This window comes from Vibrio sp. Y42_MX_L11 (genome assembly GCF_024181785.1).
Taxonomy (GTDB): Bacteria; Pseudomonadota; Gammaproteobacteria; order Enterobacterales; family Vibrionaceae; genus Vibrio; species Vibrio diabolicus.
The window spans coordinates 1-26772 of record NZ_JAMZAP010000036.1; the positions used below are offsets into that span (position 1 = coordinate 1).

At 45.0% G+C, this 26772-nt stretch carries 16 protein-coding genes and 2 pseudogenes; 9 read left to right on the forward strand and 9 right to left on the reverse strand.

Going from position 1 to position 26772, the window contains the following annotated elements; genetic code table 11:
• From NL643_RS22225 to NL643_RS22255, 6 genes and pseudogenes are all read left to right on the forward strand, one after another.
• The coding region (locus NL643_RS22225; RefSeq protein WP_253645202.1) for a polysaccharide biosynthesis tyrosine autokinase at positions 1–1872 on the forward strand (1872 nt) is incomplete at its 5' end.
• Positions 1873–2236: 364 nt separating this feature from the next.
• Positions 2237–3501: pseudogene (locus NL643_RS22230) on the forward strand (DUF1835 domain-containing protein).
• Between the two features lie 402 nt (positions 3502–3903).
• Positions 3904–5208, forward strand: coding sequence for a dicarboxylate/amino acid:cation symporter (locus NL643_RS22235; RefSeq protein ID WP_253645203.1), 1305 nt, complete (start codon positions 3904–3906; stop codon positions 5206–5208).
• A gap of 109 nt (positions 5209–5317) precedes the next feature.
• Positions 5318–5685, forward strand: a pseudogene (locus NL643_RS22240) (IS3 family transposase); the annotation flags it as partial.
• A 645-nt stretch (positions 5686–6330) separates the two neighbouring features.
• Positions 6331–6804 (forward strand): DUF6795 domain-containing protein, encoded by a 474-nt coding sequence (locus tag NL643_RS22250; protein WP_237284478.1) that lies wholly within the window; start codon positions 6331–6333, stop codon positions 6802–6804.
• Positions 6804–7997, forward strand: a complete 1194-nt coding sequence (locus tag NL643_RS22255; RefSeq protein WP_065646924.1) for a lipase family protein — start codon at positions 6804–6806, stop codon at positions 7995–7997. The genes NL643_RS22250 and NL643_RS22255 overlap by 1 nt, the downstream gene beginning before the upstream one ends.
• 9 nt (positions 7998–8006) lie before the next feature.
• On the opposite strand, the gene NL643_RS22260 is transcribed toward NL643_RS22255, so the two are convergent.
• The 4 genes from NL643_RS22260 to NL643_RS22275 all read right to left on the reverse strand — a co-directional run bounded on the left by NL643_RS22260 (position 8007) and on the right by NL643_RS22275 (position 10885).
• A complete protein-coding gene (locus NL643_RS22260) occupies positions 8007–8381 on the reverse strand; it encodes a YkvA family protein (protein ID WP_074190348.1) in 375 nt (124 codons plus the stop codon).
• Between the two features lie 165 nt (positions 8382–8546).
• The gene (locus NL643_RS22265; protein WP_047009639.1) at positions 8547–9671 is read right to left on the reverse strand and encodes a M20 family metallopeptidase; all 1125 of its coding nucleotides are present in this window, start codon (positions 9669–9671) and stop codon (positions 8547–8549) included.
• 9 nt (positions 9672–9680) lie between these two features.
• On the reverse strand, positions 9681–10148 hold the full coding sequence (locus NL643_RS22270; RefSeq protein ID WP_253645204.1) for a YjiG family protein: 468 nt from the start codon (positions 10146–10148) through the stop codon (positions 9681–9683).
• Positions 10148–10885: a nucleoside recognition domain-containing protein gene (locus tag NL643_RS22275; protein ID WP_253645205.1), complete on the reverse strand. Its 738-nt coding sequence runs from the start codon at positions 10883–10885 to the stop codon at positions 10148–10150. The genes NL643_RS22270 and NL643_RS22275 overlap by 1 nt, the downstream gene beginning before the upstream one ends.
• A gap of 448 nt (positions 10886–11333) precedes the next feature.
• Between NL643_RS22275 and NL643_RS22280 the strand changes: the two genes are divergently transcribed.
• Positions 11334–11621 (forward strand): hypothetical protein, encoded by a 288-nt coding sequence (locus tag NL643_RS22280; protein WP_054866868.1) that lies wholly within the window; start codon positions 11334–11336, stop codon positions 11619–11621.
• Positions 11622–11717: 96 nt separating this feature from the next.
• Positions 11718–12434 carry a DsbA family protein gene (locus NL643_RS22285; protein ID WP_253645206.1) on the forward strand — a complete coding sequence of 239 codons (717 nt, stop codon included), beginning with the start codon at positions 11718–11720 and terminating at the stop codon, positions 12432–12434.
• Between the two features lie 67 nt (positions 12435–12501).
• Here the strand turns inward: NL643_RS22285 and NL643_RS22290 are convergent, their stop codons facing one another.
• From NL643_RS22290 to NL643_RS22310, 5 genes are all read right to left on the reverse strand, one after another.
• Positions 12502–14562 (reverse strand): alpha-amylase, encoded by a 2061-nt coding sequence (locus NL643_RS22290; RefSeq protein ID WP_253645207.1) that lies wholly within the window; start codon positions 14560–14562, stop codon positions 12502–12504.
• Positions 14563–14742: 180 nt separating this feature from the next.
• Positions 14743–15420, reverse strand: coding sequence for a monofunctional biosynthetic peptidoglycan transglycosylase (gene mtgA, locus NL643_RS22295; protein WP_253645208.1), 678 nt, complete (start codon positions 15418–15420; stop codon positions 14743–14745).
• A gap of 151 nt (positions 15421–15571) precedes the next feature.
• A complete protein-coding gene (gene glgB / locus NL643_RS22300; protein WP_238935381.1) occupies positions 15572–17767 on the reverse strand; it encodes a 1,4-alpha-glucan branching protein GlgB in 2196 nt (731 codons plus the stop codon).
• 282 nt (positions 17768–18049) lie between these two features.
• Positions 18050–20230: a 4-alpha-glucanotransferase gene (gene malQ, locus NL643_RS22305; protein WP_005396760.1), complete on the reverse strand. Its 2181-nt coding sequence runs from the start codon at positions 20228–20230 to the stop codon at positions 18050–18052.
• 117 nt (positions 20231–20347) lie between these two features.
• Positions 20348–22801 (reverse strand): glycogen/starch/alpha-glucan phosphorylase, encoded by a 2454-nt coding sequence (locus tag NL643_RS22310; protein ID WP_226421279.1) that lies wholly within the window; start codon positions 22799–22801, stop codon positions 20348–20350.
• Positions 22802–23536: 735 nt separating this feature from the next.
• Between NL643_RS22310 and malT the strand changes: the two genes are divergently transcribed.
• Entirely contained in the window at positions 23537–26245 is a 2709-nt protein-coding gene (gene malT / locus NL643_RS22315; protein ID WP_253645209.1) for an HTH-type transcriptional regulator MalT, read from the forward strand.
• Positions 26246–26772: the final 527 nt, after the last annotated feature.

Here is a 26772-nt window from a genome sequence, read left to right on the forward strand (position 1 = left end):
GCTTTCTTTCTGCTCATAACAAACAGGATGAAGCACTGGAATGATCACTCAATAGCCAAGAATGGATCAAGTGCTGAGTGTCACACTTTTTCTGTCAATAGGGGCTTGGTGAACACTTACCGATTTAATACCCCTTCTTACGCAGTTGGAATTCCTCTAACTCTCGAAGTTATTGATTCTGAAAAACAGACGTTCAAACTTATAGAAGATGACAATAACGTCATTTTAGAAGGTAAGGTTGGCGAGCTCATTGAAAAGAACGGCTATCAATTCTTAGCTACAGAAATGATAGCGCAAGACGGCGCATCGTTTACCGTGAGTAAAGTCAGCAAATTAGATGCAATCAATGCACTGCAACAAAACTTATCGATTAGCGAACGTGGTAAGCAAACCGGGATTATTTCTTTAAGCTTCTCTGGTGAAGATCGCGCTAAGATTCAAGCTATCTTGAACGACATTAGCCAGAACTACTTCTTGCAAAACGTTCAAAGAAACTCAGCAGAGGCAGAGCAAAGTCTCGAGTTCTTGAAAGGCCACCTTCCAGACATCAAAACAAAACTGACCGCTTCTGAAGACGTTTTAAATCGATTCCGTCAAGAAAATGAATCTATCGACTTAGGCCTTGAAGCTCAATCAACGCTGAAAGTGATGGTTGAATTAGAAGCGCAGTTAAATGAGCTTACATTCAAAGAGAGTGAAATCAGCCAGCGCTTTACACAAGATCACCCGGCTTATAAGTCTCTGCTTGATAAACGTGAGACGCTACTCAAAGAGAAAGAGCGTCTTAATAAACAAGTTCAAAAGTTACCGAAAACACAGCGTGAAGTTCTACGCATGACGCGCGATGTAGAAGTAAACCAACAAATCTACATCCAGCTATTGAACAAGGTTCAAGAGCTCAACATCATTAAAGCAGGAACCGTTGGCAACGTTCGAATCTTAGATAACGCTCAATCGTTCTCTAAGCCAATCAAGCCGAAAAAAGCGCTTATCGTTGTGCTAGCAACACTGCTTGGCGGCATGACAGGCGTGGCTTTCGTATTAATTCGTGCGGCATTCCACCGTGGTGTAGAAACACCAGATCAAATTGAGCAGATTGGTATGCCTGTTTACGCTAGCGTTCCAAAATCTATTCAACAACTGGAATTTGCAAACAAGCTTAAACGAAACAAAGGCAGCAACGATGAGCTAGTCCTTCTTGCTGAAGCTAACCCGGCCGATCTTTCCATCGAGGCCCTGCGTAGTCTTCGTACTAGCCTGCACTTTGCGATGATGGAAGCGAAGAACAACGTTCTTATGATTTCAGGTCCAGCACCATCTATCGGTAAAACGTTCGTATCGACAAACTTTGCAGCCGTCGCTGCGAAAACAGGTCAGAAAGTACTGCTTATCGATGCAGATATGCGTAAAGGTTATTTGCAGCAATGTTTTGGTTTACGTTGGGATAACGGTCTTTCTGATTATTTGAGCGGCAAGACATCCCATAGCAATATCATTAAATCAACATCCATCGACAATCTAGATGTGGTTACTCGTGGCCAAGTACCACCAAACCCGTCAGAGCTTTTGATGCATCCTCGCTTTAAGAGCTTTGTTGACGAAATGTCGGCGCAGTACGATCTTGTGATCATCGATACGCCGCCTGTACTCGCGGTTACCGACCCAAGCATTGTTGGTGCAATCGCAGGAACAACACTGATGGTAGCTCGTTTTGATCAAACGACTTTGAAGGAAATTGAAGTCGCACAAGGCCGCTTTGAACAATCCGGCGTGGAAGTAAAAGGCGTAATTCTAAACGCCGTAGAGAAGAAAGCGTCAAACTCATACGGATATGGTTACGGTTACTATAACTACGCTTACAAGAGCGAGTAATTAATATCTACATGTATTACAAAGCCCTGCTAGACCTAGCAGGGCTTTGTAATTACTGGATCCTGTAATGCATATCTACTAGAAAACGGATGGTCGTTAACATCTACATAGGCATTGGCTGTCAAACTATTCAGCACTTCTTTAATGGGGCTGATATTTTGTGATGCGGCTCTCTCATGAATGGTTGCATGATGGATTGTGAAACTCTACTATCAGTCTGCTCACGCCTAAAGCCCCCAACACTCGCGGAAAGAACTTGGTTCACGGCAACTCTTCTACCCTGCTCTGTGTAGCAGGCACAATCTGTTTTACCTTCTTTTAGCTTCTATTTAGGCGAGTGTGGAAGAGATAAGAAAGGTGAAAAATGAACTCTACAAATAGCTTCTTAATCAACATTAACCAACAAAAATCCGTTGCTAAAAAAAGGCTCAAAGCTATACGTCAACACGATGATGAGATGTTGGATCGAGTTAAGCGATTTCACTCCAAACCAGAATCATTAGCTCCCAATACAATTCAATTAGCTGACGTTCAACATTCGCTAGCCAGAGAATTAGGTTTACCAAGTTGGAGTAAATTAAAAGCGCATGTAGAAGAGTTAGAAGCTCACAAAGACGCCATCAAAAATCACTTCCCTCCTCTTGATAGCGAACTAAAAACGCTCCATGTCCGCTGTGGGCATGATATTCAGCAACGGCTTAAAGACAGCGGATTCGAGGGGACATTTTTAGCCCTAATAGATCCGCTTTGTATGGGTCCAATCCCAGCAACACCACAAAACTTCCTTGCCATTCGTGCCCAATATGTCGTAGAGACTCTGCTGCCCGTGATGAAGCGTGAAGATTCAGTGCAAGATATTGTCAAATTTGAGCAAGCTAATATTGATACGCTGCTCAGTGATACATTTGAACGAATCGTCTTTTGGGTCGAACATGACAGCTATGACCAATTAATGCTGCTTCGTGCCCTAACGTTGTTAGAGAATGTAGAAAACAAGGTGATAGAGATCATTGAGTTGAACCAGTTCCCTGGCACTGAGCGATTCATCGGTTTGGGGCAGTTGCCTAAAGAGGCTATTCGCGCTTGTTGGCAATACCGTAAACCCGTGACAGCCAAATTATTCAGTCAGGCTAAACATTCCTGGCACGCAGTCACATCACCGACACCCATCTCTATGGTTAATTTGATCGAGCAGCATGATCTAGATTGCTTACCCAATATGCTCAACGTGCTAATACGCCATATGCAAGAGTTACCTCATTCACAAACAGGATTAAGCTTGACTCAGCAGATTGCATTAGAGGTCCTAAGTTCTCAAAATCGTTCAATTCTCATCAAAGATTGGTTTGAGCAATATCAACAACGTGAACCTCTGCCTTACCTGGGCGATACGATGTTTTACGCCTTACTCCTCCCTCTAGCACAAGGTCAAACGCCTTTAATCACGATTGAGTCACGTGAAAGGGAGTGGTGGGAACAAAGCGTCCATATCACTGAGACTGGTCTGCATTGTTTGGAAGGCTTCATCCGAGCGAAGCAACGCTATTGGGTTGGGGGTATTAGCAATACCACTCAGAATAATGGAGTTGGGATCACCTCCAATTATCTACATTGACCAACCTTCATTGATTCATCGGATAAATAACATAAGCAGGGGCATAGACGGCTCGTTAGCCCCTTGTGTTCAGCCCAATACAAAAACAATCAAAAAGAGACGGCTTCTAGCCTGAATAAAATCTAGATAGTTATGCAAGAGCAACATTCCTTAGAGATAATATGCACTCCATTTACTACTAAAAATAAATGTAAATACTCTTTCTTATCGGTTGTATGTTCGATAAAAGTGTTAAAATACAAACTTTTCGACCAGTCAAATAGTTAAGATTTGGTTAAAACTCCATTTTTATTAGTGATAAAGTTCACATCTATTAACCATTTAGAGGATTATTCTTTCGTATTTTCTCACTCCACTGCTACTCTGCTCGCCGCTTTGAAGTGAACTCAAGGTGCATAACTATAAGGAGTGTTCTCATGAATACCAAGAAACCGATGTCGCTAACCAGCCGCGTAATTTGGGGTATGGTAGCGGGTATCTTGACAGGATTTGCAATTCGCACACTTTTTGCCGGCAACGGATTTGTCGACGCATACATTGTTAATGGATTATTTGAAGTTGGTGGACAGATCTTCGTCGCCAGCTTAAAAATGCTCGTAGTCCCTCTAGTGTTTGTTTCACTAGTTTGTGGTACTAGCTCCCTCAAAGACCTTTCTACACTGGGTCGCATGGGTGGTAAAACCCTCGCTTTCTACGTTACAACAACGGCTATCGCGATTACGCTTGCTCTAACTATGGGTACTCTGTTCCAGCCAGGTGCTGGCGCTGACCTAACCGCAGCAAGTTCATTCAAATCAGCAGAAGCACCATCTTTGGGTCAGGTGATCATCGATATGTTCCCAACCAACCCTATCAGTGCAATGGCTGAAGGTAAAACCCTGCAAGTTATTGTTTTCGCAGTGCTATTTGGTATTGCGATCAGCGCAGCAGGCAAACCTGGTGAACGTATTGCAGCGTTCTTCTCTGATCTGAATGAAGTGATCATGAAACTGGTAGCGATTTTGATGAACTTAGCGCCTTATGGTGTGTTCTTCTTAATGGCGAAGCTATTTACTGGTCTTGGTCTGGGCGCAATCGTCAATCTGGCAGAGTACTTCTTAGTACTGGCGGGTACGCTTGTCCTGCACGGCCTAGTCACTTACAGCTTAATGTTAAAAGGTTTCACTGGTCTAAATCCAATTACGTTCCTACGTAAGATGGAAGACGCGATCATGTTTGCTTTTTCTACAGCATCATCGAACGCAACAATTCCAGTAACAATGGAAACGGTTAAGCACCGAATGGGTGTTGAGAACCGCGTATCATCGTTCACAGTACCACTTGGTGCAACCGTGAACATGGACGGTACGGCGATCATGCAAGGTGTAGCAACCGCCTTTATTGCTCAAGCCTTCAATATTGATTTAACTATGGGCGATTACCTCATGGTAATCATGACAGCTACATTGGCATCTATCGGTACTGCGGGTGTCCCTGGTGTTGGCCTTGTAATGCTAGCCATGGTATTGAACCAAGTTGGTCTGCCGCTTGAAGGTATCGCGCTCATCATGGGTGTTGACCGTCTTCTTGATATGATTCGTACCGCGGTAAACATCACTGGTGACAGTGCAGTAACCGTCATTGTTGCGAAATCAGAAGGTGCATTGGATGAAGCTCGCTTCAACGACCCAATGGCAGGCGTAGCCGAAGAAGAAGTGCATCTTAAACGCGCTGACGCCTAAATCGTTTTACGATTAAGTTATCCTGTCTAAGAAAAAACCACCTTATTCTAAGGTGGTTTTTTGTTTCCATGTGTTGTCCTGAAATGTATTTACACATTGAGGACAAATTATGACTACTGCACATAACCCCTACGTTAAGCGAACCCCGCGTGAAAGCACACTATGCTTTAAATTACAGGTCGTCGATGCTATTGAAAAAGGCTACATGAATTACAAACAAGCCCAAGCAACCTATGTTATTCAAGGGCGTTCAACGGTTTTAACCTGACTAAGAAAATATGGAAAAATGGATTGGATACATAACCCAAGGAAGAACACCATGCATAAAAAACGAAACCGAAAGAGTTTCCGGCTAAAAAAATCCAACGACTTGAAAGAGAATTGGAAGATGAACGGGTGAAGAGCCTCTCCTTTAACGAGTTAATTGATATTCTCGACTCTGAACATGGGACGAATCTCATAAAAAAGTATCTCGCCTACTATCCTTTGCTTCTCACCATAGAACACCTGCCTTCATACTTTGGTGCAAAAACTACATGATATTTATAATTCCATCGCGTGTGCGCTAAGCTCTTTTTGTATCCATTGGGACCCCTTTCAATTCTTAATTAACTCTGCAATTGCCAGACCACAAAACGTTTTTATCAAATTGAAAGGGGTTATATAACTGACTTATAGCTGTAAGCTTTACGGGAAATCCAGCCTAACTGGAGGCCTCTATACAAAAAGCCAACAGCTAACGAAGTTGGCTTAGTGTAAAAAATGTCAACGCATTTTAATACGAGATGCCCCCGCTAAAGGTGCTAATGTACAGATATAATTGCTTCTAGACTTTTCTTAGTTACGAATCGGTAAGTAGCTAGGTTATGATAATAATTCTTCTGAAGAATTAGAGTTTTACTAGTCTATGTTTATCATTTTGAAAATGACATAAGGGACATTTTCATCATATAGAGATACAAATTCCATTATTAAATTAAAGATCAAAACCAAATCGCGATAGGTAGTAGTCTGATAATTAATTTGGTACTAAGATACATACATCATAAATTCATGTTTAAAAATAGTCTTTTTTTATTCAGTTTCTCATTTCCAATACTTGCATTAGGTTTCAACGAAAGTATGTTCGGTTTTTTTAAGAAATTTAAATACACATTAAGCCCAGAGATAAAAGGTACTTTAGTTCTTGAGCAAAGACCTCTAGAAAATGTAACCGTTTACTTAGAAGCTAATTTTTTAAAGAATACTTACAAAAGGAGTTCAAGTACTAATGAGTTAGGTGAATTTCACTTTAAACCAGTCATACATTCTCAAAGGTTCAAAGAATCAGCTTTGAATCAAACATATTCATATATCGGAATATATACCTATATAAATGAAGAAAAGAAGTACATTTGGGAGTCCCAGTTAAACTACGTTTCACCGCCTATATTTATAAAAGATAACTTAAATAATCTTTACTGTGAGCTTAAAAATAAAGAATTCCGATATTTTTTCAAAAATATCAATCTAGATAATGCTCGAGATCTAATGGTTATTAGCAATTGCAATTTAAATGGATTTTTATATAAAACAGAGTTTACGGAGGATACATAATGCCGTCTTTAACACCAAAACTTGCATCAGAGATCGCGAATATACCGTATGGAGTATATCAGGGGCAAGGGAGACTAGCGTTCAAGGGACAAGGAGGTTTTGAAAAACACTTTGCATTTTCGCAGCAAGATGTTTTTAGTGGCCGAACTGGAGGTATCACAGGATTAGATCGTATACCATTGTTTAGAAAAGTGATACCTGGTGTAATGAGAACATCTGAAGCGTTTGCGGTAATTGGTGTTGGGAAAGGAAAATATAAGGGAGATTTAGTAATTTCCATTAGAGGGACGCAAAACGCCAATGATTGGGTAACCAACCTAAATGTAGGCCTTAAAGGCTCTCCAAATGGCTCTATTGCTCATGCTGGATTTATTAATTCATTTTCAAGTATCAAACCAAGTATAAAACAATATTTACAGCAATTCCAAAGTTTACCTAACCGAATTCATTGTGTTGGGCATAGTTTAGGAGGGGCTCTAGCTTCATTATGTTCTGATTGGCTGAGAGAAGAGTATTCATTAAGAGTGAATTTATATACTTTTGGCGCACCTAGAGTTGGTTTAGAACAATATTCCCGTAAATCTAGTAAAAGCAACGACAAAGTATACCGCTGTACTCACGGCGCAGATCCTGTACCTAAAGTACCTGTCTGGCCATTTATTCATGCGCCACATAATGGCGATGAGTACCGCTTAGACGCTAGTACTGGCTTTAATTTAAATGCTCATAGTATGTCTAGCGAAACAAGTTTAGGGTATTTAGATAATGCTAACTCCGAAACGTGGGGAGCAATAAAAGTCAGATCTAACAAGTACTTGTATACTCCTACTAGATTTAAGTTTGAGCACAGAAACCAAGCATCATTTACAGAGTATTGGTCAGAAAGAATTCAAGCAGCATTAATAACATTATTAAAAGATACTGGCTTGTTTTCAGCAATAGCAGCCCAAGCCACAGTATCTACTGGAATGACATTTTATGACATACTCGCTAGAAATATAGAAAAAGTAGCTAAAGCATCTAAAGTAAGAGAATCACAAGTCAAAGGGCTTTTAGGCCATATGCTGGTGTTTATTGGAAAACCAGTAACAGCAATTGAAGATATGTCTGCAAAATTTATTAGAAATGTTTTTCTTATGGTATTTGGAAAACTTTATCGAGCAGCACAAATGGCTATTAGCGCTGTACAATAAATTTTCAACTTAATCCGCCATCGAATTCAATTTTTCTCTGGCTCGTTCTTCGTGTTCTTCAGTAATGGCATTGCCGACTGAGTTAGCGGCTAAGGTAAGCGCTGCCATGTCATCGGTAAAGCCGACGCCTGCTAACACATCTGGCACCATATCGGTGGGTAATACGAAGTAAGCCAATGCGCCACCTAAAATCGCCTTATGGCGAACGGCGGTGTTGGAATCTGTCATCGCGAGCCATGATTTTATGCCCATTACGGCAATTTCTTCACCCGCTTTCTTAACCGACCCTTTCATTTTGCGCCAGAATGTTTTCTCATCTGGCGCTTGCATCGTTTGATCTTTGGCGTCTTTCGGCGCCGATTTTACAGACATTGTTGTGCTCATCGTTGCCTCCGAAATTTATGACTGTGGCCAACATATTAATAAATCGAACCTGAACGCAAGATTAATAACAAGAAATGATAGTAAAGTGAAACAAAAACACAGATAGAAAAATCCCCAAACCGAAGTCTGGGGATCGTGATGTTGGGAACTAAGTTGTCGAGTTCGCTACTGAGCTATCTTCTCCAGTACACGCATCAGCATTTTGATACGTGGTTCGATAGACTCAAGCAACAAGTACTCTTGGTCACTGTGAAAACCTGCACCGATAGGTCCTAGACCATCCAAAGTTGGAACGCCAAGAATTGCCGTATTGTTTGCATCAGAGCCGCCACCCACTTCTTTCCAATTGATGTCGATAGACAACTCATTTGCCGCTTCTTCCACCAATGCCATTAAGCGCTCTGTTTGCTGACTTGGCACCATAGAAGGTTTGTAAGCTTCACGAACCAACTCGATGCTAACGCCATCAACGAATGGTGTTTCCAGCATGCCGTTTAGCTTGCTATCGACATCATCGTATTCTTCATTATTCCAGAAACGCACATCCACAATCGCTTCTGCATGTTCAGGGACGATGTTTGCGCCGTTACCGCCAGACACAATACCCACGTTTAATGTGGTGCCAGATTCGAAGTTCGTCATGGCATTGATTGCGAGAATCCAGTTCGCCATCTCGGTAATTGCACTGCGGCCATTTTCTGGCTCGTTGCCAGCGTGGGCCGCCACGCCGTTAAACGTGATTTTGTAACGCGCCATGCCTTTTCGCGCTTTGACTAAACCGCCGTCTGCACGTGCTGCTTCTGCCACCAATACGTTCTTCGCATTTTTTGCAACAGATTGAATCCAGTCGACCGAATCTAACGATCCGGTTTCTTCGTCTGGGTTCATGCAGATACAAATCGACAGTTTATCCAACACCGCTTGGTCGAGGTTACGCATCGCGTACACAATATTCAGCAAGCCAGATTTCATGTCCGAGACACCCGGACCGTACGCTTTTTCAGGGTCTTGAGACATAGGACGTAATCCAGCGGTACCGACAGGGAACACGGTATCCATGTGACCAATCAGCATCACGTCAACTTGCTCAGCTTCAGGCTTGTTTCGAACTTCAAGACCGATACCCGCTCTGCCACAGTCGATGCGTTTTACGCTCCAACCTGACATCGCTTGGTACTTCTCTTCAAATTGAGAAGCGATGAACTCAATGCCATCAGTGGTATACGTACCACAATCGACATTAATGAGAGGACGAAGTTCTTCGAGATATTCATTGAGAGAAAACTGCATGATTGCTCCTTAAACAAACAAGTTCATGACTAGCATTCCGCCAAATGCGTTCAATACGGAAATCGCAATCATGACTGGGATGTAACGACCTTCAGTACCGATAGGTCCCATAATTCGCCCCATGTACTGAACCTGTGAGCCCATTAGGTAAATTGCAGGCGCAAGAATCGCAATGTGCGTTCCGTTCAAGATGCCTTGGTCAAACAATGTGATAACCACGCCAACTGCGCCGCCCATCGACATCCAAGCACCAATCAGCACCGCAGCCGCTTCACCTGGCAAACCAAAAACTGCCATTACTGGAGAAAATACCGAGCCCATCAAATCCAACGCGCCAGTAATCTGCAACGCTTTAATGATGACAAACGCCATAAGAACGTTAGGCACGGTTGATGTTGTCGCAATAACCCAGCCTTTTTTAGCGCCTTCAACGAAAATATCTGTCACCATCGGCTTACTTACTTTTACGTCACTCATTACGCCGTCTCCTCTTTTAAGTTCTCAGGTTTGCTTTGCTCTTGCTTGTCTTCTTTACCTTCTGTGATGTTTAGGTAGATACGGAATAAGTTCGCACCCACGATTTTAAACAAGAACATCACCACAACCGCCAAACCAATAGAAGACGTTACGGCAAGCGAGCCATCCGCCATCGTCAGCGTAAACAGCACCGCCCCTGAGGAGAAAAAGTTAACAATGGTGGCACCAGCGGTGAACTGGAACATAGTGAACACATCGGTTTCGCGTTTGGTAAGATGGCCTTCATCTTTAAGCTGACGAGTCATCGCCGCACCTGCATCGGTACTTTGTAGAGAAGCAATCAGAGCCAGACCAGAGTTACCTGGGATGCCCATTAGAGGACGTAGAAGAGGAGTAAGAAGCTTACGAGCTGCTTCAAGCGCGCCATAGTGCTCAAGTACATTGATCATACCCAGTGCGAACATAACGGTAGGAATCAAAGTAAGTGCAAAAATGAAACCGTCACGTGCACCGCTACCACCAGTACCACGAAGCGACGTTGTTGCAACTTGCACACCGTCAGCCGTTTCGGTGACACCATAAGCCACCTTGCCGAAAGAGCCATTCAACGTGGTGAAATCAAATACGCCATACCATTCGTTCGATTGCATGAGACCAGAAAAGAAGACGACCGCAAACGCCAGTGCAACGTAGCACCCCAGCGTAACCTTGCGCTCGGTTTGAACAGGATTTTTCATAACATTACCTACACATGTGGGACAGGACACATATGTTCACTCGAATAATGTGCTAGAGAGATGATCAAAATCAATCCGCCTGCCGAACATTCTAGCGACTCAGTTATGAAGTTTTGTTTTATGATTTTAATCACATTTGAAAGATAATAAAAATTTGTGCTAACAATTAGGTATATTAATCTATACCGATACCTCTGGACTTCTTCATCAATCAGACCAATGATTCCAACGAATATTGCTTTCTACAACATTCATGACGTACTTCATACTTTGGCATTGAGGCGATATCGATTAACTCGAAAGTAACATTCCATAATGAAATTTAGGTTAGGATTGTCCGGTCATATGCAAACGGCATAAACCAGAATCAACAGGACTAGGCAGCCCATTGTTACGCTCACAACCTAAAATAGCCAAGTGGACACTCGCCCTCGTGTTTTGGGTGGTGATGGTATGTTTAAGCCAAAACTCCGGCTTCTCGAAAAGCTGCCCTAAGGCTCACCAAATACAGAGTCAGCAAGATGAAAGCGTGAATTTATCACCATCTTGCGACCTTTCAGAGAAGCTAGTTCAAGCGTACCAACACCAGTTGGACCATATTCTTATTCCATTTTTTCTGTTTGCTTTGATTGTGGCGCTGCCGATGGCATCCACAGCAATTCATTATCTGGAATACACAGAACCGATACCGGAAAAGTGTCGGGTTCACCTAAAACTTTGTGTGTTTAGAGAATAAACCTAGCAAGGCGAGAGACCTTCTCGCCTGACTTTTGTACGTATTTTATTCACTTCACATAACAAACAACGAAATCTAAAAGTTTTAGGAAATATTATGACATTCACTCGTACACTTTTGACGTTAATGATGGCTATCGTACCTGCCGTATCTTTCGCATCAGAAAAGACCGCAGAACAAAAGCTAGAGGAAGTTACTCAGATACTAAAAGAGAATCCTCAAATTCTTGATTCATTACACCAAAACCTTCAAGAGTACATTGCGTATCAACAGTCATTTGGAGATACCTTGAAGGAGGTTCGTCACTATCTAAGTGATGGCAAACATTCCTCTTTTGGAGCTGAAACCCCAGAGTTAACCATTATTAACGTAACGGACTACAGTTGCCCTTTTTGTAAACGTTTAGAAGGCGAACTGGTCAAAGTTGGTAAGGAATATCCGCAGATAAAAGTGCTTAACCTCAATGTCTCTTTTAAAGAACAATACGAGAAAAACGGCTACAACTCGGCAAGTTACGCATTAAATGTTTGGCAAAACCAGCGAGATAAGTACGAACAAGTGCATGAGTTATTGGTGAAAAAACCGGGCGCACATGATGCACGTTCGTTAAAACAGATCGCGAAGAAAACGGGGACAGAAGCGCAGCTTGTCGACGACAAAGAAACCAAAGCGCTGCTTGATAAAAACTATCAGTATTTCACGCAACTTGGTTTACGCGGCACGCCCGCGTTGATCATTAATGATCAGATCATTCCTGGTTATGTGCCGTTTGACGAGCTAGAAAAAGTCATCGACCAAGAACTGGCGAACTAAAACAACAGAGCCCTTCCCTGATAACTCAAGGAAGGGCTTTATATTTACCGACATAAAGAGCGTTTAGTTACTTATCACGTCCAACAAACGCCACGACGACTTTGTCATTGCCAAGCGAACGAGAGAAAACGTACGCGCCTTCCTGTTCAATAACTCGATGCTGACCTGCGCCAATGGCAGGGTGTGCTTGACGGAACTGACCAAGGGTTTGCCAGTGTTTCAGCAAAGCTTGTTTGTCATCAGATAGCTTCCAAACCATGTCTGAACGTGTGCCTTGGTGGAAATCATCCGCGTAAGGGCCAATGTTACGGCCTACTTCATCGCCATAATAAACCTGAACCGTTCCTGGGCTAAGGAGCAATGCGTTCGCGGCGTTACGTTGCATGCCGTAATCTTTAAAACGTGAGAAGAACAACTCCGTATCGTGAGAAGACATGTAACTGACTGGGTTGAAGTCTTTCTCGTTCGCGATAGTGTCCGCATAGCTTTGGTAAGTGTCTGCCATTTGGCTAAAGCACGCCGCGCCTTTGTCTAGCTTCTTCTGCATATCGAAGTTGATCAACGCGTCAAAACCATCATCGAAATAAGGGCTGCGATACGCGGTGTGTCCCCAGACTTCGCCCATCATCCAGAACGGCTGACCTGATTTGCCATTTTCTTTACGCCACTGCTCTAGGCTGTTCGATGCCTCTTCTTTCAAGCGTTTCCACACATCACCTTCAACGTGCTTCACCGTGTCGACGCGATAGCCATCAATGCCAAAGCGTTTCACCCAATCAGTTTGCCACTCAATTAGATAATCCGAGACGGTGTAATTGTCACGCGCCTTTACGCGAGTACCAGGGTTATCCAATAACCATTGCGCTGGCTTCACGGTTTTGTCTGATTCGGTGATAAAGTCAGGCAAACCCGCCAATGACATAGTGAAATCACTGCTACCCGGAGCTGGGTAACCCGGCAAGCCGGTTCTTACCCAATCGCCGCCCCACCACTTCGCCCAGTTCGGACTCTGATAATCAATATTCTGGTGGTAGCTATGCCAATTTTCGCCTGCTTTTGGTTGCCAGTCGCCCCATTTCTTGGGCAGTTCGGCATTAGGCTTTAACACATCGATACCATCAAACTGTAGATCCGCCAATGTTGAGTAACCAGAATGGTTGATAACCGCATCCATCAAGACTTTGAGGCCACGTTTGTGCGCCTCTTCCACCAGCGTTTTTAAATCTTCTTCGTTACCGAAGTTCTCATCAATCTTGGTGAAATCGCGCGTCCAGTAGCCGTGGTAAGCATAAAACGGGAATGAGCCACTATCGCCACCACCGACAAAGCCGTGCACTTGTTCAACGATTGGCGACAACCAAATCGCGTCTGTACCTAGGCTCTTGATGTAATCCAGTTTCTCAATTACACCTTTAAGGTCACCGCCGTGGAACGTGCCAACTTCATCTTTGCCGTCTTTTTTACGACCATAACTGTTGTCGTTACTTGCGTCTGCGTTGTTGAAACGGTCAACCATCACGAAGTAAATGTTCGCGTTTCGGTAATCAAATGGCACTGCTTCTTTGGTTTTCTGTACAGGCTCTAAAAGCACTAGGCCGCCAGAATCTTTGCTTGGCGTCAGCGATACTTGCTGATCTTGCACTTCAACCATTTTCCCTGAGTAAGCATCTCGCAACTTGGTGCCATCCGGGAAACTATCACCTAACGCAATGGTGACTTCTCCGCCTTGGTAAACCTCACATTGCACTTGTGGAATTGGGCGTTTGAACTCACTCTTGGCGGCTTTCTTAGGTTCGCGCTTAAAGCGCAGTGTTTTCGCTTCCGCATCAAAAGCGAAAGAGTAATCGCCGGTAAAGCGGATTTTTAACGGTAGTTCCGTTGGTTTTCCGCAGTTCAGCGCAAGAGGTTTGTTGAACTTCACTTTCTGACCATCGGGTGCAACGCAGTCACCTTCAACGCCCGTGATTTTTAGCGTGTATCCGTCTTTGGTTAGAGGCACAACCAAAGGCTGCTCTGCACTTAGCGGGAAGTCACGGCTGTTGGTCGTGGTAGAAATGGTGATGTTAGGCTCGGCGATGGCACCTGCCGACGCAAGCAGTAAAGTAGTGGTAATCAGGTTCAGTTTCATCGTTCAGTCCATTGGCAGCACATGGTAACCATGCACATTTATTAGTTTTATTCACACTAATTGTGCCTAGATAAGAAACTGAACACATCATTCTAACTGCCTACGCCCCAAAGGTTGTGACGCTTCACATTTTATTGATATAGGGGCGTAGTTCTATTTAAGCGCAATGGATTGAGGGACTTAAAGTTGCACGCTGCCAAGATTGCTCATTTGGTTCATCGCCCATCTTGTGCGGCGAGCAGTGTAATCACTTTGCGGATAGACTTTGATTCGATATGGGTTTGGCAACACCACGGCTAAACGCGCTGCTTGCCACTTCGAGAGTTCCTTTGCACTGACACCAAAATAATTCTGCGCCGCTGCTTCAGCACCGTAAATACCGGGACCAAATTCAACCACATTTAGATACACTTCGAGAATGCGCTCTTTGCTCCACATCAGCTCCATTAGCAAGGCAAAGTAAAGCTCGTAAGCCTTGCGAACGTAGGAGCGAGAAGGAAACAAAAACACATTTTTCGCAGCTTGTTGGGTAATGGTGCTCGCGCCTCTCGACGGACCATTACCATCTGCCTCGGAAATCACGTCGAATAGCGATTCGAAATCGACACCATAATGATGAGGGAATTTTTGGTCTTCGGTCGCAATCACCGCTAACTGCATATTTTTTGAAATACGCGACAAGGATACCCACTCGTGTTGGCTGCTATCTGGATAGTTCTTTGGTGGCACAACAATGCGGCTTAACTTCCATCCCCATATTGGCGGATCGACATATTTCACCATACCAACCAAAACGATTGGGGCAATCAGTAATATCAACACCATTTTAAATAGAAATGACTTAAGCCTTTTCAACATGAGTGGTTCCCCAATGCATTAGCGATTGATGATAAACAAACCAGCGAGCTTGCCTGATTCAATCAGGAACAACAAGTTTTTGAGGTAAAAAACAGGTCAAAAAAAGCCCGATTTACAATGTAAAACGGGCTTAGAATTTGATTAGACTGAATTATTTATTCAGCTTGTAGAACACGGTTGAAAGTGGTGGTAAACGAAGCTCAAGTGATTGAGGCAGTGATTCACTTTCGACTTTTTCCGTTTTCACACTAGTCAGCACTTTAAAATCGCTGCCGCCGTATTTGCTGTCGTCCGTGTTCAGCAGTAGTTCGTATTGACCTGCATTTGGAACACCTAAACGGAAACGCTCGTGTGGTACGGGCGTAAAGTTGGTGATGATGAGAATACGCTCACCCTCTTTACTGATACGCTCGTGCGCTAGGATGCTCGCATCTGCCTCGTCTTGTAGACGCCACTCAAAACCAGCAGGAACACAATCTTGATCGTGCATCGCCGCTTCATTGCGGTACAAGTGGTTCAAATCGCGCATCAGCTTTTGAACGCCTTGATGACGTTCGTATTCCAGCAAGAACCATTGCAACTGATCATCGTGGTTCCACTCCGCCGTTTGGCCGATTTCCGCGCCCATGAAGTTCAGCTTTTTGCCCGGTTGACCATACATATAACCGTAGTATGCACGTAGGTTTGCGGTTTGCTGCCATTCATCACCTGGCATCTTGTTATGGATAGAGCCTTTTCCGTACACCACCTCATCGTGAGAGAGAGACAAGACGTAGTTTTCGCTGTGCGCATAAACCAGCGGGAATGTGATGGTATTGTGGTGGTATTTGCGGTGAACAGGGTCTTCTTTGATGTATGAAAGACTGTCGTGCATCCACCCCATATTCCACTTGAAGCCAAAACCTAAACCACCCATAAAGGTTGGCGCAGACACCCCCGGAAACGCCGTTGACTCTTCCGCAATCGTCATCGCATTCGGGAAGTGCTTGTACACTTCTTCGTTCATCCATTTTAAGGTTGCGATTGCGTCGTAGTTTTCGTTGCCACCATCGACGTTTGGTACCCACTGATCGTGGCTACGTGAGTAGTCGAGGTAAAGCATCGATGCGACTGCGTCCACGCGAATGCCATCAATATGGAATTGTTCAAACCAGTACAGCGCATTCGATACAAGGAAGCGACGCACATGTTCACGGCCTAAATCGTAGATGTATGAGTTCCAATCTTGGTGCCAACCGCGACGTGGGTCCGGGTCGTGGAACAGCGGTGTACCGTCAAAGTTTGCTAAACCGTGGTCATCCGATGGGAAATGCGCCGGAACCCAATCCAACACCACACCGATACCAGCTTGGTGACACGCATCCACGAAGAATTTGAAATCATCAGGTGAGCCAAAACGGCTGGTTGGCGCAAACAAGCCAACGGGTTGATAGCCCCATGAACCGTAGAATGGATGCTCAGACACAGGCATCAGCTCAACGTGGGTGTAGCCCATATCCACAAGGTATGGCACCAACTGCTCCGCGAGTTCGCGGTAGTTGAGGAAATCGCCTTTCTCGTTGCGCTTCCATGACCCAGCATGTAGCTCATAAAATGATAACGCTTCATCACGCTTTTGCGTCACTGCGCGATTTTGCCATTTCGCATCTTGCCATTGGTAACGCTTGTGATCGTAAGTAATGGACGCGAACGATGGGTACTGCTCAGAGTAAAAACCCCAAGGGTCTTGTTTGTGTGGCAGCCCTTCCCCATTTGGCCCTTTGAGCTCAAATTTGTACTGAACGCCTTCTTCTAAGCCAGGAATGAACAAACCCCAAATGCCATAATCTAAACGTTGCATTGGGTGACGACGACCGTCCCATTGGTTGAAGCAACCCACAAGGCTAACAGCCGATGCATGCGGTGCGTAGACAAGGAAGCGAACACCGGAGATGTTTTCACCGCCACGTTCTAGCGTGACAAAGTGTGCGCCCATATAGTGATACATGTCTTTGGGCGTATGCAGATGCTCGTACTCTTGGTAAATATTGTGGTACTGGTACGGGTCATCAATAATTTGTTCAACACCATTCCAATCGACCGCCAAACGGTAGTGGGTCAGGTGTAAATCGCGTTGTTCTTTTAAGATAAAACCGCTGTCACCATCACGCTCAAGCGCCACGCGAGGTTCGCCATTAACAAGCAGTTCAACCTTGTTTGCGCCCGGCATCCACACTCGCAGCGATCCTTCGCCATCATCAATGAATGGCCCCAACGCCGAAAATGGGTCTGAGTAAGCCGCCTCAGCAAGCAGTTCATATGCGCGTTCGTGTTGTTTCTTTATTTTCTTGGTTTTGGTGGTTTTCAAATCTTTCTCCCTAGAGCCAATATCCTTTTCAAGACCAGAAATCTGAATCAAACATCGGTTTCTCCACAGCCAACGTTGTGAACTCACAAAAGACTTCGCTTAAAACATGTATGCATCAAGCGATGTCAAAAACAAAAAATGCCCGCTATTGTCGCGGGCATAATAACGGTACTTCATCCTAACGGATTGTGTTTTCGGAATGAGTGACCTAGACGGAACTTTCGTACCTCTGAGCTAACAAAATTGGTAATCCGCTCATTCATCTACGTCACTCTACGCATCTTATTTGCTCGCCTGTGCGCGAACTTCAGTGAGGCGTTTAGAAATGCGATTCACATCTTCACGGCTGAAGATTTCATCTAGGTTCATCGACAATTTACGACGCCAGTTTGGATACTCATCCACCGTGCCAGGAATGTTGACCGGTTGATCCATTTCTAGCCAGTCTTCAAGCTGAACGCTAAGCAATGCAGAGTCACCCGCTGCTACGTGCAGTTGCAGCGCTTCGCTTAGGTACGAGTCCATCGGTACGTACTGAGCATCATGACCAATGCCTTCTGGTAAATAACCGTGCCAGCGAACGCTGTCTAAGATGCCTTGCTTGCACTTCAAGCGATCAGCAAATAAGCCTTCCAACTGTTTTTCATCTGGGTACAGGCCAATCTCACGACCCATTTTCAAATCGTCGCAGTGCCAGAAACCACGCAGGGTTGGCATGTCATGCGTACACAATGCCGCCATAGACTGCTCTGCGTAATGCTTCGGAGAAATAAAGCCGCCGTCCTCTTTTGAGGTTTCGAAGAAGAAGACTTTGTACGAATGCACGCCCGCATCACGTAGGATATCGACGATTTCATCTGGCACAGTGCCTAAGTCTTCACCAATCACAGAACACTGATGGCGGTGCGACTCAAGCGCTAGGATTGCGAGCATGTCTTCCACTGGGTAGTACAAGTAAGCGCCTTCTGTCGCTTTCTCGCCTTTTGGAATCCACCAAAGGCGAAGCAGGCCAAGTACGTGGTCGATACGCAGTGCACCACAGTGCTTCATGTTGGCACGTAACAACTTGATGTACGCGTCGTAACCCGTCGCTTCTAAAACTTGAGGGTTAAGCGGTGGCAGACCCCAGTTTTGACCCAGAGGACCAAGTACATCCGGCGGCGCACCGATACTTGCGTCTAACACTAAGTTACCGTCGTCGGCCCAAGTTTCACTACCTGAGTCGGCAACACCGACAGCAAGGTCACGGTACAAGCCCACAGCCATGCCTTTTTCTTCTGCCAGTGACTGCGCTTCTTTGATTTGATCGTCTGCGATCCACTGAAGGTACATGTACAAGTGAACGCGGTCTTGGTTGTCTTTGATGTATTTCTGAGTGCCGGCTGCGTCGAATGTGCGGTATTTCTCAGGGAATACAGGCCAACCCCACATGTTTGAATCTTCTGCGTGTAAATCAGCATGAAGCGCATCGAATGCAGCTTGGTGTAACAAGCTGTCACCGCCTTTTTCTACAAAGTCCAAGAATGCACGAGCGCGGTCGGTGTTTTTGTCTAAATGGCGAGCTTTGAACTCACTAAACAGCAGCGGAAGAACGCTCATTTTCAGTTGCGAAACTTCTGTGTAGTTCACCCAATGAGAGTCACGTGCTTTTTGTAGACGCTGTTGAAACTCTGCACTACCAACACGTTGCTGAGCTTCAGCACTCAGTGCGAATTCAGGTACAGAACTTACGTCGATGTACATGATATTCAACCAACGACGAGAAGACGGGCTGTATGGGCTCGCGCCTTCTGGGTTCGCTGGGAACAGTGAGTGAATTGGGTTCAAACCAATGAAGTCACCGCCACGGGAAGCGATATCGCTCACCAACTGTTTTAGGTCACCAAAATCACCGATACCCCAGTTGTGCTGAGTACGCAGTGTGTAAAGCTGGATACTAGGACCCCATAGCTTTTTATGTTGGTTTAGATCGTCTTGTTTGAAACACGCTTTCGGCGTGATGATCAATGACATCTCGTAAGGCGTTTTACGACGCTTACGGCTGACAATCAATTTGTGATAACCCCAAGCCAAGTTCTTTGGCAATGCAAACACTAGAGGGCCACCCTCAGCACGCTCATCACGAACAATTTGGGACTGAAGATAGCCTTCAAGTACCTCTCCTTGTTCTGTTTCTAAACGCCAGCTGAATTCACTCTCACGAGCACTCGTACCTAGGTTTAGTTCCACTTCGACTGGTTCGCCGTCGCGTAAAACAAGAACAGGGGCTAGTACGTCTTTTTTATGTTTCTTTTCAGCAGAAGCCAATAGTTTTTCATCGCTGCTAGTATCGTAGCCAAGCGAAGCGAGCAAGCGGCGTAGCGTCTCCTCAGACACTTTTGCCTCATCTCCCCAAGCACTGACATAGCTATCAGCCAATCTCGCCATTTCCGCGACTTTCTTTAATGCTGTTTGTTCTTTCATCGCTTTCTCCGAAGGTAATACCAACACCTTCCATGTAGGGTTTTATTGTTATCAATAACTTCTTTTGGAAAATGACCAAAGGTAGCGCTTGGCTACCTTGGTCTTAACTCTGTTCTATTAACGGTGAACCGCTTTTAGTTTCCAGATGTTGTTCACATAGTCGCGAATTGAGCGATCTGAGGTGAACTTGCCGACAAGGGCGGTATTAAGAATGGCTTTCTTCGCCCAGCCAGCTTGGTCTTTGTATTGTTCGCTCATGTCTTCGTGCGCTTTCACGTAAGATGCGAAGTCCGCAAGACATAAGTACGGGTCACCACCATCTAGTAGGCTGTCGTACGTTGCACGCAGTAAGCCTGGTTGACCTGGAGTGAATTCTTCACCCAGTAGTAGGTCCATAGACGCTTTGAGTAGATGATCCGCATTGTAGTAATCAAATGGGTTGTAACCTTGAGCTTTCAGCGCTTTCACACCTTCAACGTCTAGACCGAAGATGTAGATGTTCTCATCGCCTACTTCTTCACGAATCTCAACGTTAGCACCATCCATCGTACCGATCGTTAGGGCACCGTTAAGCGCCATCTTCATGTTACCAGTACCTGATGCTTCTTTACCCGCAAGTGAAATTTGTTGTGATACGTCCGCCGCAGGAATAATAATTTCAGCCATGCTCACGCGGTAATCAGGAATGAAGACCACTTTCAGCTTGTTGCCGATGCGAGGGTCGCTGTTCACTTTCTCAGCAATTTTGTTAATAGCGAAAATGATTTCTTTCGCTAGGTGGTAACCCGGTGCCGCTTTCGCTGCGAAGAACACAACGCGAGGCACACATTCGAAGCCTGGTTCGTTAATAATGCGATGGTACAGAGACAGTACGTGTAGAAGGTCTAAGTGCTGACGCTTGTACTCGTGCAGACGCTTGATTTGAACATCGAAGATCGCATTAGTATCGAGTTCGATACCCATGTTCTCTTTCACCCAGTTAGCTAGGCGTTCTTTGTTCTCTTTCTTCACTGCCATGAATTCTTTCTGGAATTTCTCGTCAGTGGCGTACTTAGCGATGCCTTCTAGTTGCTCTAGTTTCGCTGGCCATTCTGGGCCGACTTTCTCTGTGATTAGCTTAGAAAGACCTGGGTTACAGAACTTCAACCAGCGACGTGGCGTAATACCGTTCGTTACGTTGTGTAGACGTGTTGGGTACATTTCGTGGAACTCTGGGAACAGGTCTTTCTTAACCAATTCAGAGTGAAGTGCCGCTACACCGTTTACTGCGTAAGAGCCAATTACACATAGGTTTGCCATGCGAACCATGCGGTGGAAACCTTCTTCGATGATAGAAAGCTTCTGTTGTTTCGCGACATCACCCGGCCACATTGCACGTACGTCTTGTAGGAAGCGGTGGTTGATCTCGTAAATGATCTCCATGTGACGTGGTAGTAGGTGCTGAATTAGCGACTCTGGCCATGTCTCTAGTGCTTCTGGAAGTAGCGTGTGGTTTGTGTACGCGAATGTTTGAGAGCTAATCTCCCAAGCCGCTTCCCAAGTTAGACCTTTTTCGTCCATCAGGATGCGCATTAGCTCAGGAATCGCAATCGTTGGGTGCGTATCGTTCAGCTGAATAGTCTCTTGCTTCGGTAGATCCGCTAGCGAGTAGCCAGCTGCTTCGTGGCGACGTAGGATGTCACGTACAGACGCAGCTGAGTGGAAGTACTGTTGCATTAGACGCAGTGTTTTACCTTTCTCGTGGTTGTCGTTCGGGTAAAGCACTTTAGTGATGTTGCCCGCGTCGATCAGTGCGTGCTGCGCTTCGAAGTAGTCACCGTTGTTAAAACTTGCTAGCGAGAATGGTGCAATTGCCTGACATTCCCAAAGACGTAGCGGGTAAACCGTGTCTGATTCGTAACCCACAATTGGTAGATCCCAAGGCATTGCTCGTACAGACATGCCAGGAACCCATTTGCGAACTTCTTTACCGTTCTCGTTAACCACTTCAACGTGACCGTAGAAACCGATCTCTTGTGCAAGTTCTGGACGAGCAATTTCCCAAGGGTAGCCTTCTACACCACGCCATGCGTCAGGTGCTTCTTGCTGGCGACCATCTTTGAAAGACTGTTTGAACAAACCGTATTCGTAGTGCAAGCCGTAACCGACGGTTGGGAATTCTTGTGCCGCACATGAATCCATGAAACATGCCGCTAGACGACCAAGACCACCGTTACCCAATGATGGGTCACGTTCTTCTTCTAGCAGGTCAGTTAGGTTGTAACCCAGTTCAGCCATTGCTTCTGTTACTTGTTCGTACAGACCCATGCTGATTAGGTTGTTACCCGTCAAACGACCGATAAGGAACTCTAGAGAAAGGTAGTTAACGCTCTTCGCACTTTTAATGCGTGGATCTTCTTCAGTAGCAAGCAAATCTAAAGTAGTGAACTCAGCCAGTGCATGACCCATTGCTAGGTACCAAGCGCGGCTGTCTGCGTTTTCAATCGTGTGAGCGTAAGTTACAGATAGGTGTTTCTTTACGCTTTCTTGGAACGACTTCTTGTCAAATTGTTTTTGTTGAGTAGGTTTCATTACGAAATTCTCACGTCTTTTGGTAATTCATCTGCCATACATCGTGCATTTACCTCTGTGAATAAACATCCTCCTAATTCTCCTCCTTTGAAGGAGGAGGGCTGAGGGCGTAGAGGGGGTACCATTGCTAGGTTAGTGATCCAAATCTCAACAAAGTGAGCTTTGCTCCAGTTCTTAGTGATTTTGATCACAATGGAATATGAGAAAGGTTAAAACCCGTTCATGACGCTTTTTATAGCCCACTCATCTGATGATGTGAAAATTGTAATATTGGTCACATTAACTTGGTTAACATGGAAAGATTTTTCATAATCGATGTGCAACGCGATCTTAATGCTAACGACACAAACGATATTTAAGTGACAAGAATCACAAATAAAGGGCGTAGCTGATGGTAAATCCATCAACCCTTGAGAATTAGGAAGTGGATCAAAGTAACGGACATTTCTGATGTCGTACCATCCTACACGGCTCACAGGATTGTACGCTTTTTATACAAACTAGAATTAGGCGGTGTGAGTTATTTCTAGTTTTCGCTAGCTTTTATATCTAAGTGACCGTATGGAATGCTTTTTCAGACGGATGCAAGCCCCAACAAGAGGCGACATTAACCAGCATTCAAGCAGTTTTTGATGCTGATGACATCATTCAGTAAGACGAAGCTTTCGAGGGGGCCTTACTGAAGTGATCATGTCGCAATCACTTGGGTATACATAAATAAGGACATAATTACTAATGTGGATTCCATCTAAGCTTACTCGACCAGGACGCCTGCACAATGCCATCGTGCGCCCACGAGTGTTGGACTTACTACAGCAAGCGCCTTACTACAAATTGGTTTTATTCCGCTCCCCAGCAGGTTACGGAAAAACCACCATGGCAGCGCAGTGGCTATCCGATAAACCAAACGTCGGTTGGTACAGCATTGATGACAGCGATAACGACGGCTTTCGTTTTGTGAACTACCTGCTTCAAGCATTAAACAAAGCCACTAACTTCAGTTGCTCTAACGCACAAAAACTGGCGGAAAAACGCCAGATCTCTTCTCTACGTTCTTTATTCAGCGAAGTATTCGCGGAAATGGCTGATTTTCATCAAGAGTGCTACGTAGTGCTGGATGACTATCACTTGATCACCAACGATGAAATCCATGAATCCATGCGTTTCTTCTTAAAACACATGCCAGACAACCTCACCGTTGTGGTAACAAGTCGTGCAGCGCCGCCTCTGGGTACTGCAAACTTACGTGTTCGTGATTTAATGATCGAAATCGGCAACGAGATGTTGGCGTTCGATACCGAAGAAACGACTCGCTTCTTTAATCAGCGTATTGCCGATGGCATCGACGAAGACATGGCAAACAGCCTCAGAACCTATGTGGAAGGTTGGCCATCGGCGATGCAGTTGATCGCGTTGCAAGCGCAACATCAAAACCGTACATTGGCACAAACCGTAGAGTCGGTATCGCAGTTCAATCACGCGCATTTGTGGGATTATCTAGTCGAAGAAGTATTCGACTTGCTCGATCACGAAACTCGTCATTTCTTGATGCAAGTTTCCGTGCTTGACCACTTCAATGATGAGTTGGTGTTTGCCCTCACCCAACGCGAAGATGCGCTTGGTTTGATCGAATCATTAAACCGCTACGGCTTATTCATCTACCCACTCGAAGGGGAGCAAAACTGGTTTCGATTCCATAACTTATTTGGCGAGTTTTTGTCTCATGAGCGCCAAGCGCGTATTCCTCAGCAAGAAAAAGATCTCCACCGCAATGCAGCTGTTGCCTGGTTACAACAAAAAGCACCGCACCAAGCGACTCACCATGCACAAAAGTCGAACGATAAAGGCTTGGTGGTAGAAATTCTAAACGAATTCGGCTGGAAGATGTTTAACCAAGGCGAGCTCAGCACACTGGAAAGCTCAATTAATAAGTTGGATGCTGAGCTTCTGTTCAGCCACCCAAAACTTACGATGCTCCGAGCTTGGTTGGCTCAAAGTCAGCACCGTTATAACCAAGTAGGCCACCTGCTTGAAGAAGCGGAAGAGGAGCATAAAAAGCGTAACATCGAGTTAGATATTCATTATCAAGGTCAAGCAAACGCGCTGCTTGCTCAAGTGGCTATCAACAGCAACCAGCCAGAGAAAGCACTCGAATTAGCGGAGCTAGCACTTAGCCAACTTGATAACACGATTTATCGTAGCCGCATTGTGGCGACTTCGGTTGTTGGCGAAGTCAACCACGTACTAGGTAAACTCGACCGCGCGTTACCAATGATGCAACAAACCGAGAAGCTGGCTCGTCAGTACCAAGTTTACCACCAAGCGTTATGGGCGATTTTACAACAAAGCGAGATTTTGATTGCGCAAGGTTACGTACAAGCCGCCTTTGAGCTGCAAGATTCCGCATTCCGCCTGATTGAAGATCAGCAACTTCAACATGTTCCTCTGCACGAGTTTTTGCTGCGTATTCGAGCGCAAGTGCTTTGGTGCTGGAACCGACTTGATGAAGCAGAAGAATGTGCCTACCGAGGTCTACAAATTCTCGAAAACCATTCGCCAAGTAAGCACTTACACAGCTACTCGATGCTGGCGCGTATTGCGGTTGGCCGTGGCGAGCTAGACAAAGCCGGTAAATTCATTGAGCACATTCAACATTTGATGAAGCAGTCGACTTACCATGTAGACTGGACAGCAAACGCCTCACTATCGTTGCTCCTGTTTTGGCAAGCGCGCGGGAATACCGATGCAATGCAAGAATGGCTCAACACTGCAGTTCGTCCTGAATCGGCATGCAACCACTTTTCACAATTGCAATGGCGCAACATTGCACGAGCGCACATCAACTTAGGTCAATATACCGAAGCGCGCGCAGCATTGGATTTCCTCCAAAGTGAAGCTCGTCGTACCAACCTAATCACAGATACTAATCGCAACTTAGTGGTCGAAGCAGTGTTTGCTGCTCGCCAAAAAGACGAAGAGCAAGCAAAAGCATTGCTAAAAGAAGCGTTAGTGATGACAAACCAGACGGGGATGGTAGGTAATTTCCTCATTGATGGCGCCACCATTGGCGGGCTACTGGAGAAGTTAAGCCTACGCCATGAGTTAGGCGATCTAGAACGCCACCGCGCTCAACAATTGATGAAGGATATTTCCTCCAATCAGCGCAGCCGCTCTATTCACTTTGATGAAGACTTCATTGAGAAGCTGGTAAACCACCCTAACGTACCGGAACTGGTTCGCACAAGCCCACTGACTCAACGTGAGTGGCAGGTGCTTGGTTTGATTTATTCTGGTTTCAGCAATGAGCAAATCGCGCAAGAGCTTGATGTGGCAGGCACCACGATTAAAACTCACATTCGCAACTTGTACCAAAAGCTCAATATCGCCAATCGTAAAGAGGCCATTGTGACAGCTGAAAATTTACTCCAGTTGATGGGGTACTGATCAGCTCAAGAAAACAGATTAAAACCTAAAGTGAAATACAAGGGGTTGGCGTGATGCGTCAGCCCTTTTTTATGAGTCTAGAACGAGGGAAGTGCAATTTGCAAAGCACGTAAGTAACGTTGTTCATATAAAAAAATAGCCAACCGCAATAATCGCGATTGGCTTATATTTAGTGTGAACAAATTGTATTCACTAACAACGTCAGTTGGCTAGGTGACCCTCGGCTTAAGAAGGGTCGAGCAGCATTATGCATTAATCATGCCAAAATGCAAAGACTTATTTTTGGGCACAGGATCTCATATAAAGTTAATTTGTCTATATAAAATATAGCAAAACGCAAATCCAATTATCAAATTGCATTTGCATAATGCAACAAACGTAGCCATTGATAGTACAGTTAATCATCTCGTAAGCGTTCACCGAGGTATCTTGACTTACCAGATCTGAAGAAACATATGCAGTTTATAGATCAAAAACGTTTGGGTACGGTCTCTTCGTCACAACAGCCGTGATGATTTCACTCAACA

Excerpts from the sequence above, each read along its gene's own strand:
- NL643_RS22235 (WP_253645203.1), top strand. The coding sequence starts at position 3,904 with ATGAATACCAAGAAACCGATGTCGCTAACCAGCCGCGTAATTTGGGGT.
- NL643_RS22250 (WP_237284478.1), top strand. The coding sequence starts at position 6,331 with ATGTTCGGTTTTTTTAAGAAATTTAAATACACATTAAGCCCAGAGATA.
- NL643_RS22255 (WP_065646924.1), top strand. The coding sequence starts at position 6,804 with ATGCCGTCTTTAACACCAAAACTTGCATCAGAGATCGCGAATATACCG.
- NL643_RS22260 (WP_074190348.1), bottom strand. The coding sequence starts at position 8,381 with ATGAGCACAACAATGTCTGTAAAATCGGCGCCGAAAGACGCCAAAGAT.
- NL643_RS22265 (WP_047009639.1), bottom strand. The coding sequence starts at position 9,671 with ATGCAGTTTTCTCTCAATGAATATCTCGAAGAACTTCGTCCTCTCATT.
- NL643_RS22270 (WP_253645204.1), bottom strand. The coding sequence starts at position 10,148 with ATGAGTGACGTAAAAGTAAGTAAGCCGATGGTGACAGATATTTTCGTT.
- NL643_RS22275 (WP_253645205.1), bottom strand. The coding sequence starts at position 10,885 with ATGAAAAATCCTGTTCAAACCGAGCGCAAGGTTACGCTGGGGTGCTAC.
- NL643_RS22280 (WP_054866868.1), top strand. The coding sequence starts at position 11,334 with ATGGTATGTTTAAGCCAAAACTCCGGCTTCTCGAAAAGCTGCCCTAAG.
- NL643_RS22285 (WP_253645206.1), top strand. The coding sequence starts at position 11,718 with ATGACATTCACTCGTACACTTTTGACGTTAATGATGGCTATCGTACCT.
- NL643_RS22290 (WP_253645207.1), bottom strand. The coding sequence starts at position 14,562 with ATGAAACTGAACCTGATTACCACTACTTTACTGCTTGCGTCGGCAGGT.
- mtgA (WP_253645208.1), bottom strand. The coding sequence starts at position 15,420 with ATGTTGAAAAGGCTTAAGTCATTTCTATTTAAAATGGTGTTGATATTA.
- malQ (WP_005396760.1), bottom strand. The coding sequence starts at position 20,230 with ATGAAAGAACAAACAGCATTAAAGAAAGTCGCGGAAATGGCGAGATTG.
- NL643_RS22310 (WP_226421279.1), bottom strand. The coding sequence starts at position 22,801 with ATGAAACCTACTCAACAAAAACAATTTGACAAGAAGTCGTTCCAAGAA.
- malT (WP_253645209.1), top strand. The coding sequence starts at position 23,537 with ATGTGGATTCCATCTAAGCTTACTCGACCAGGACGCCTGCACAATGCC.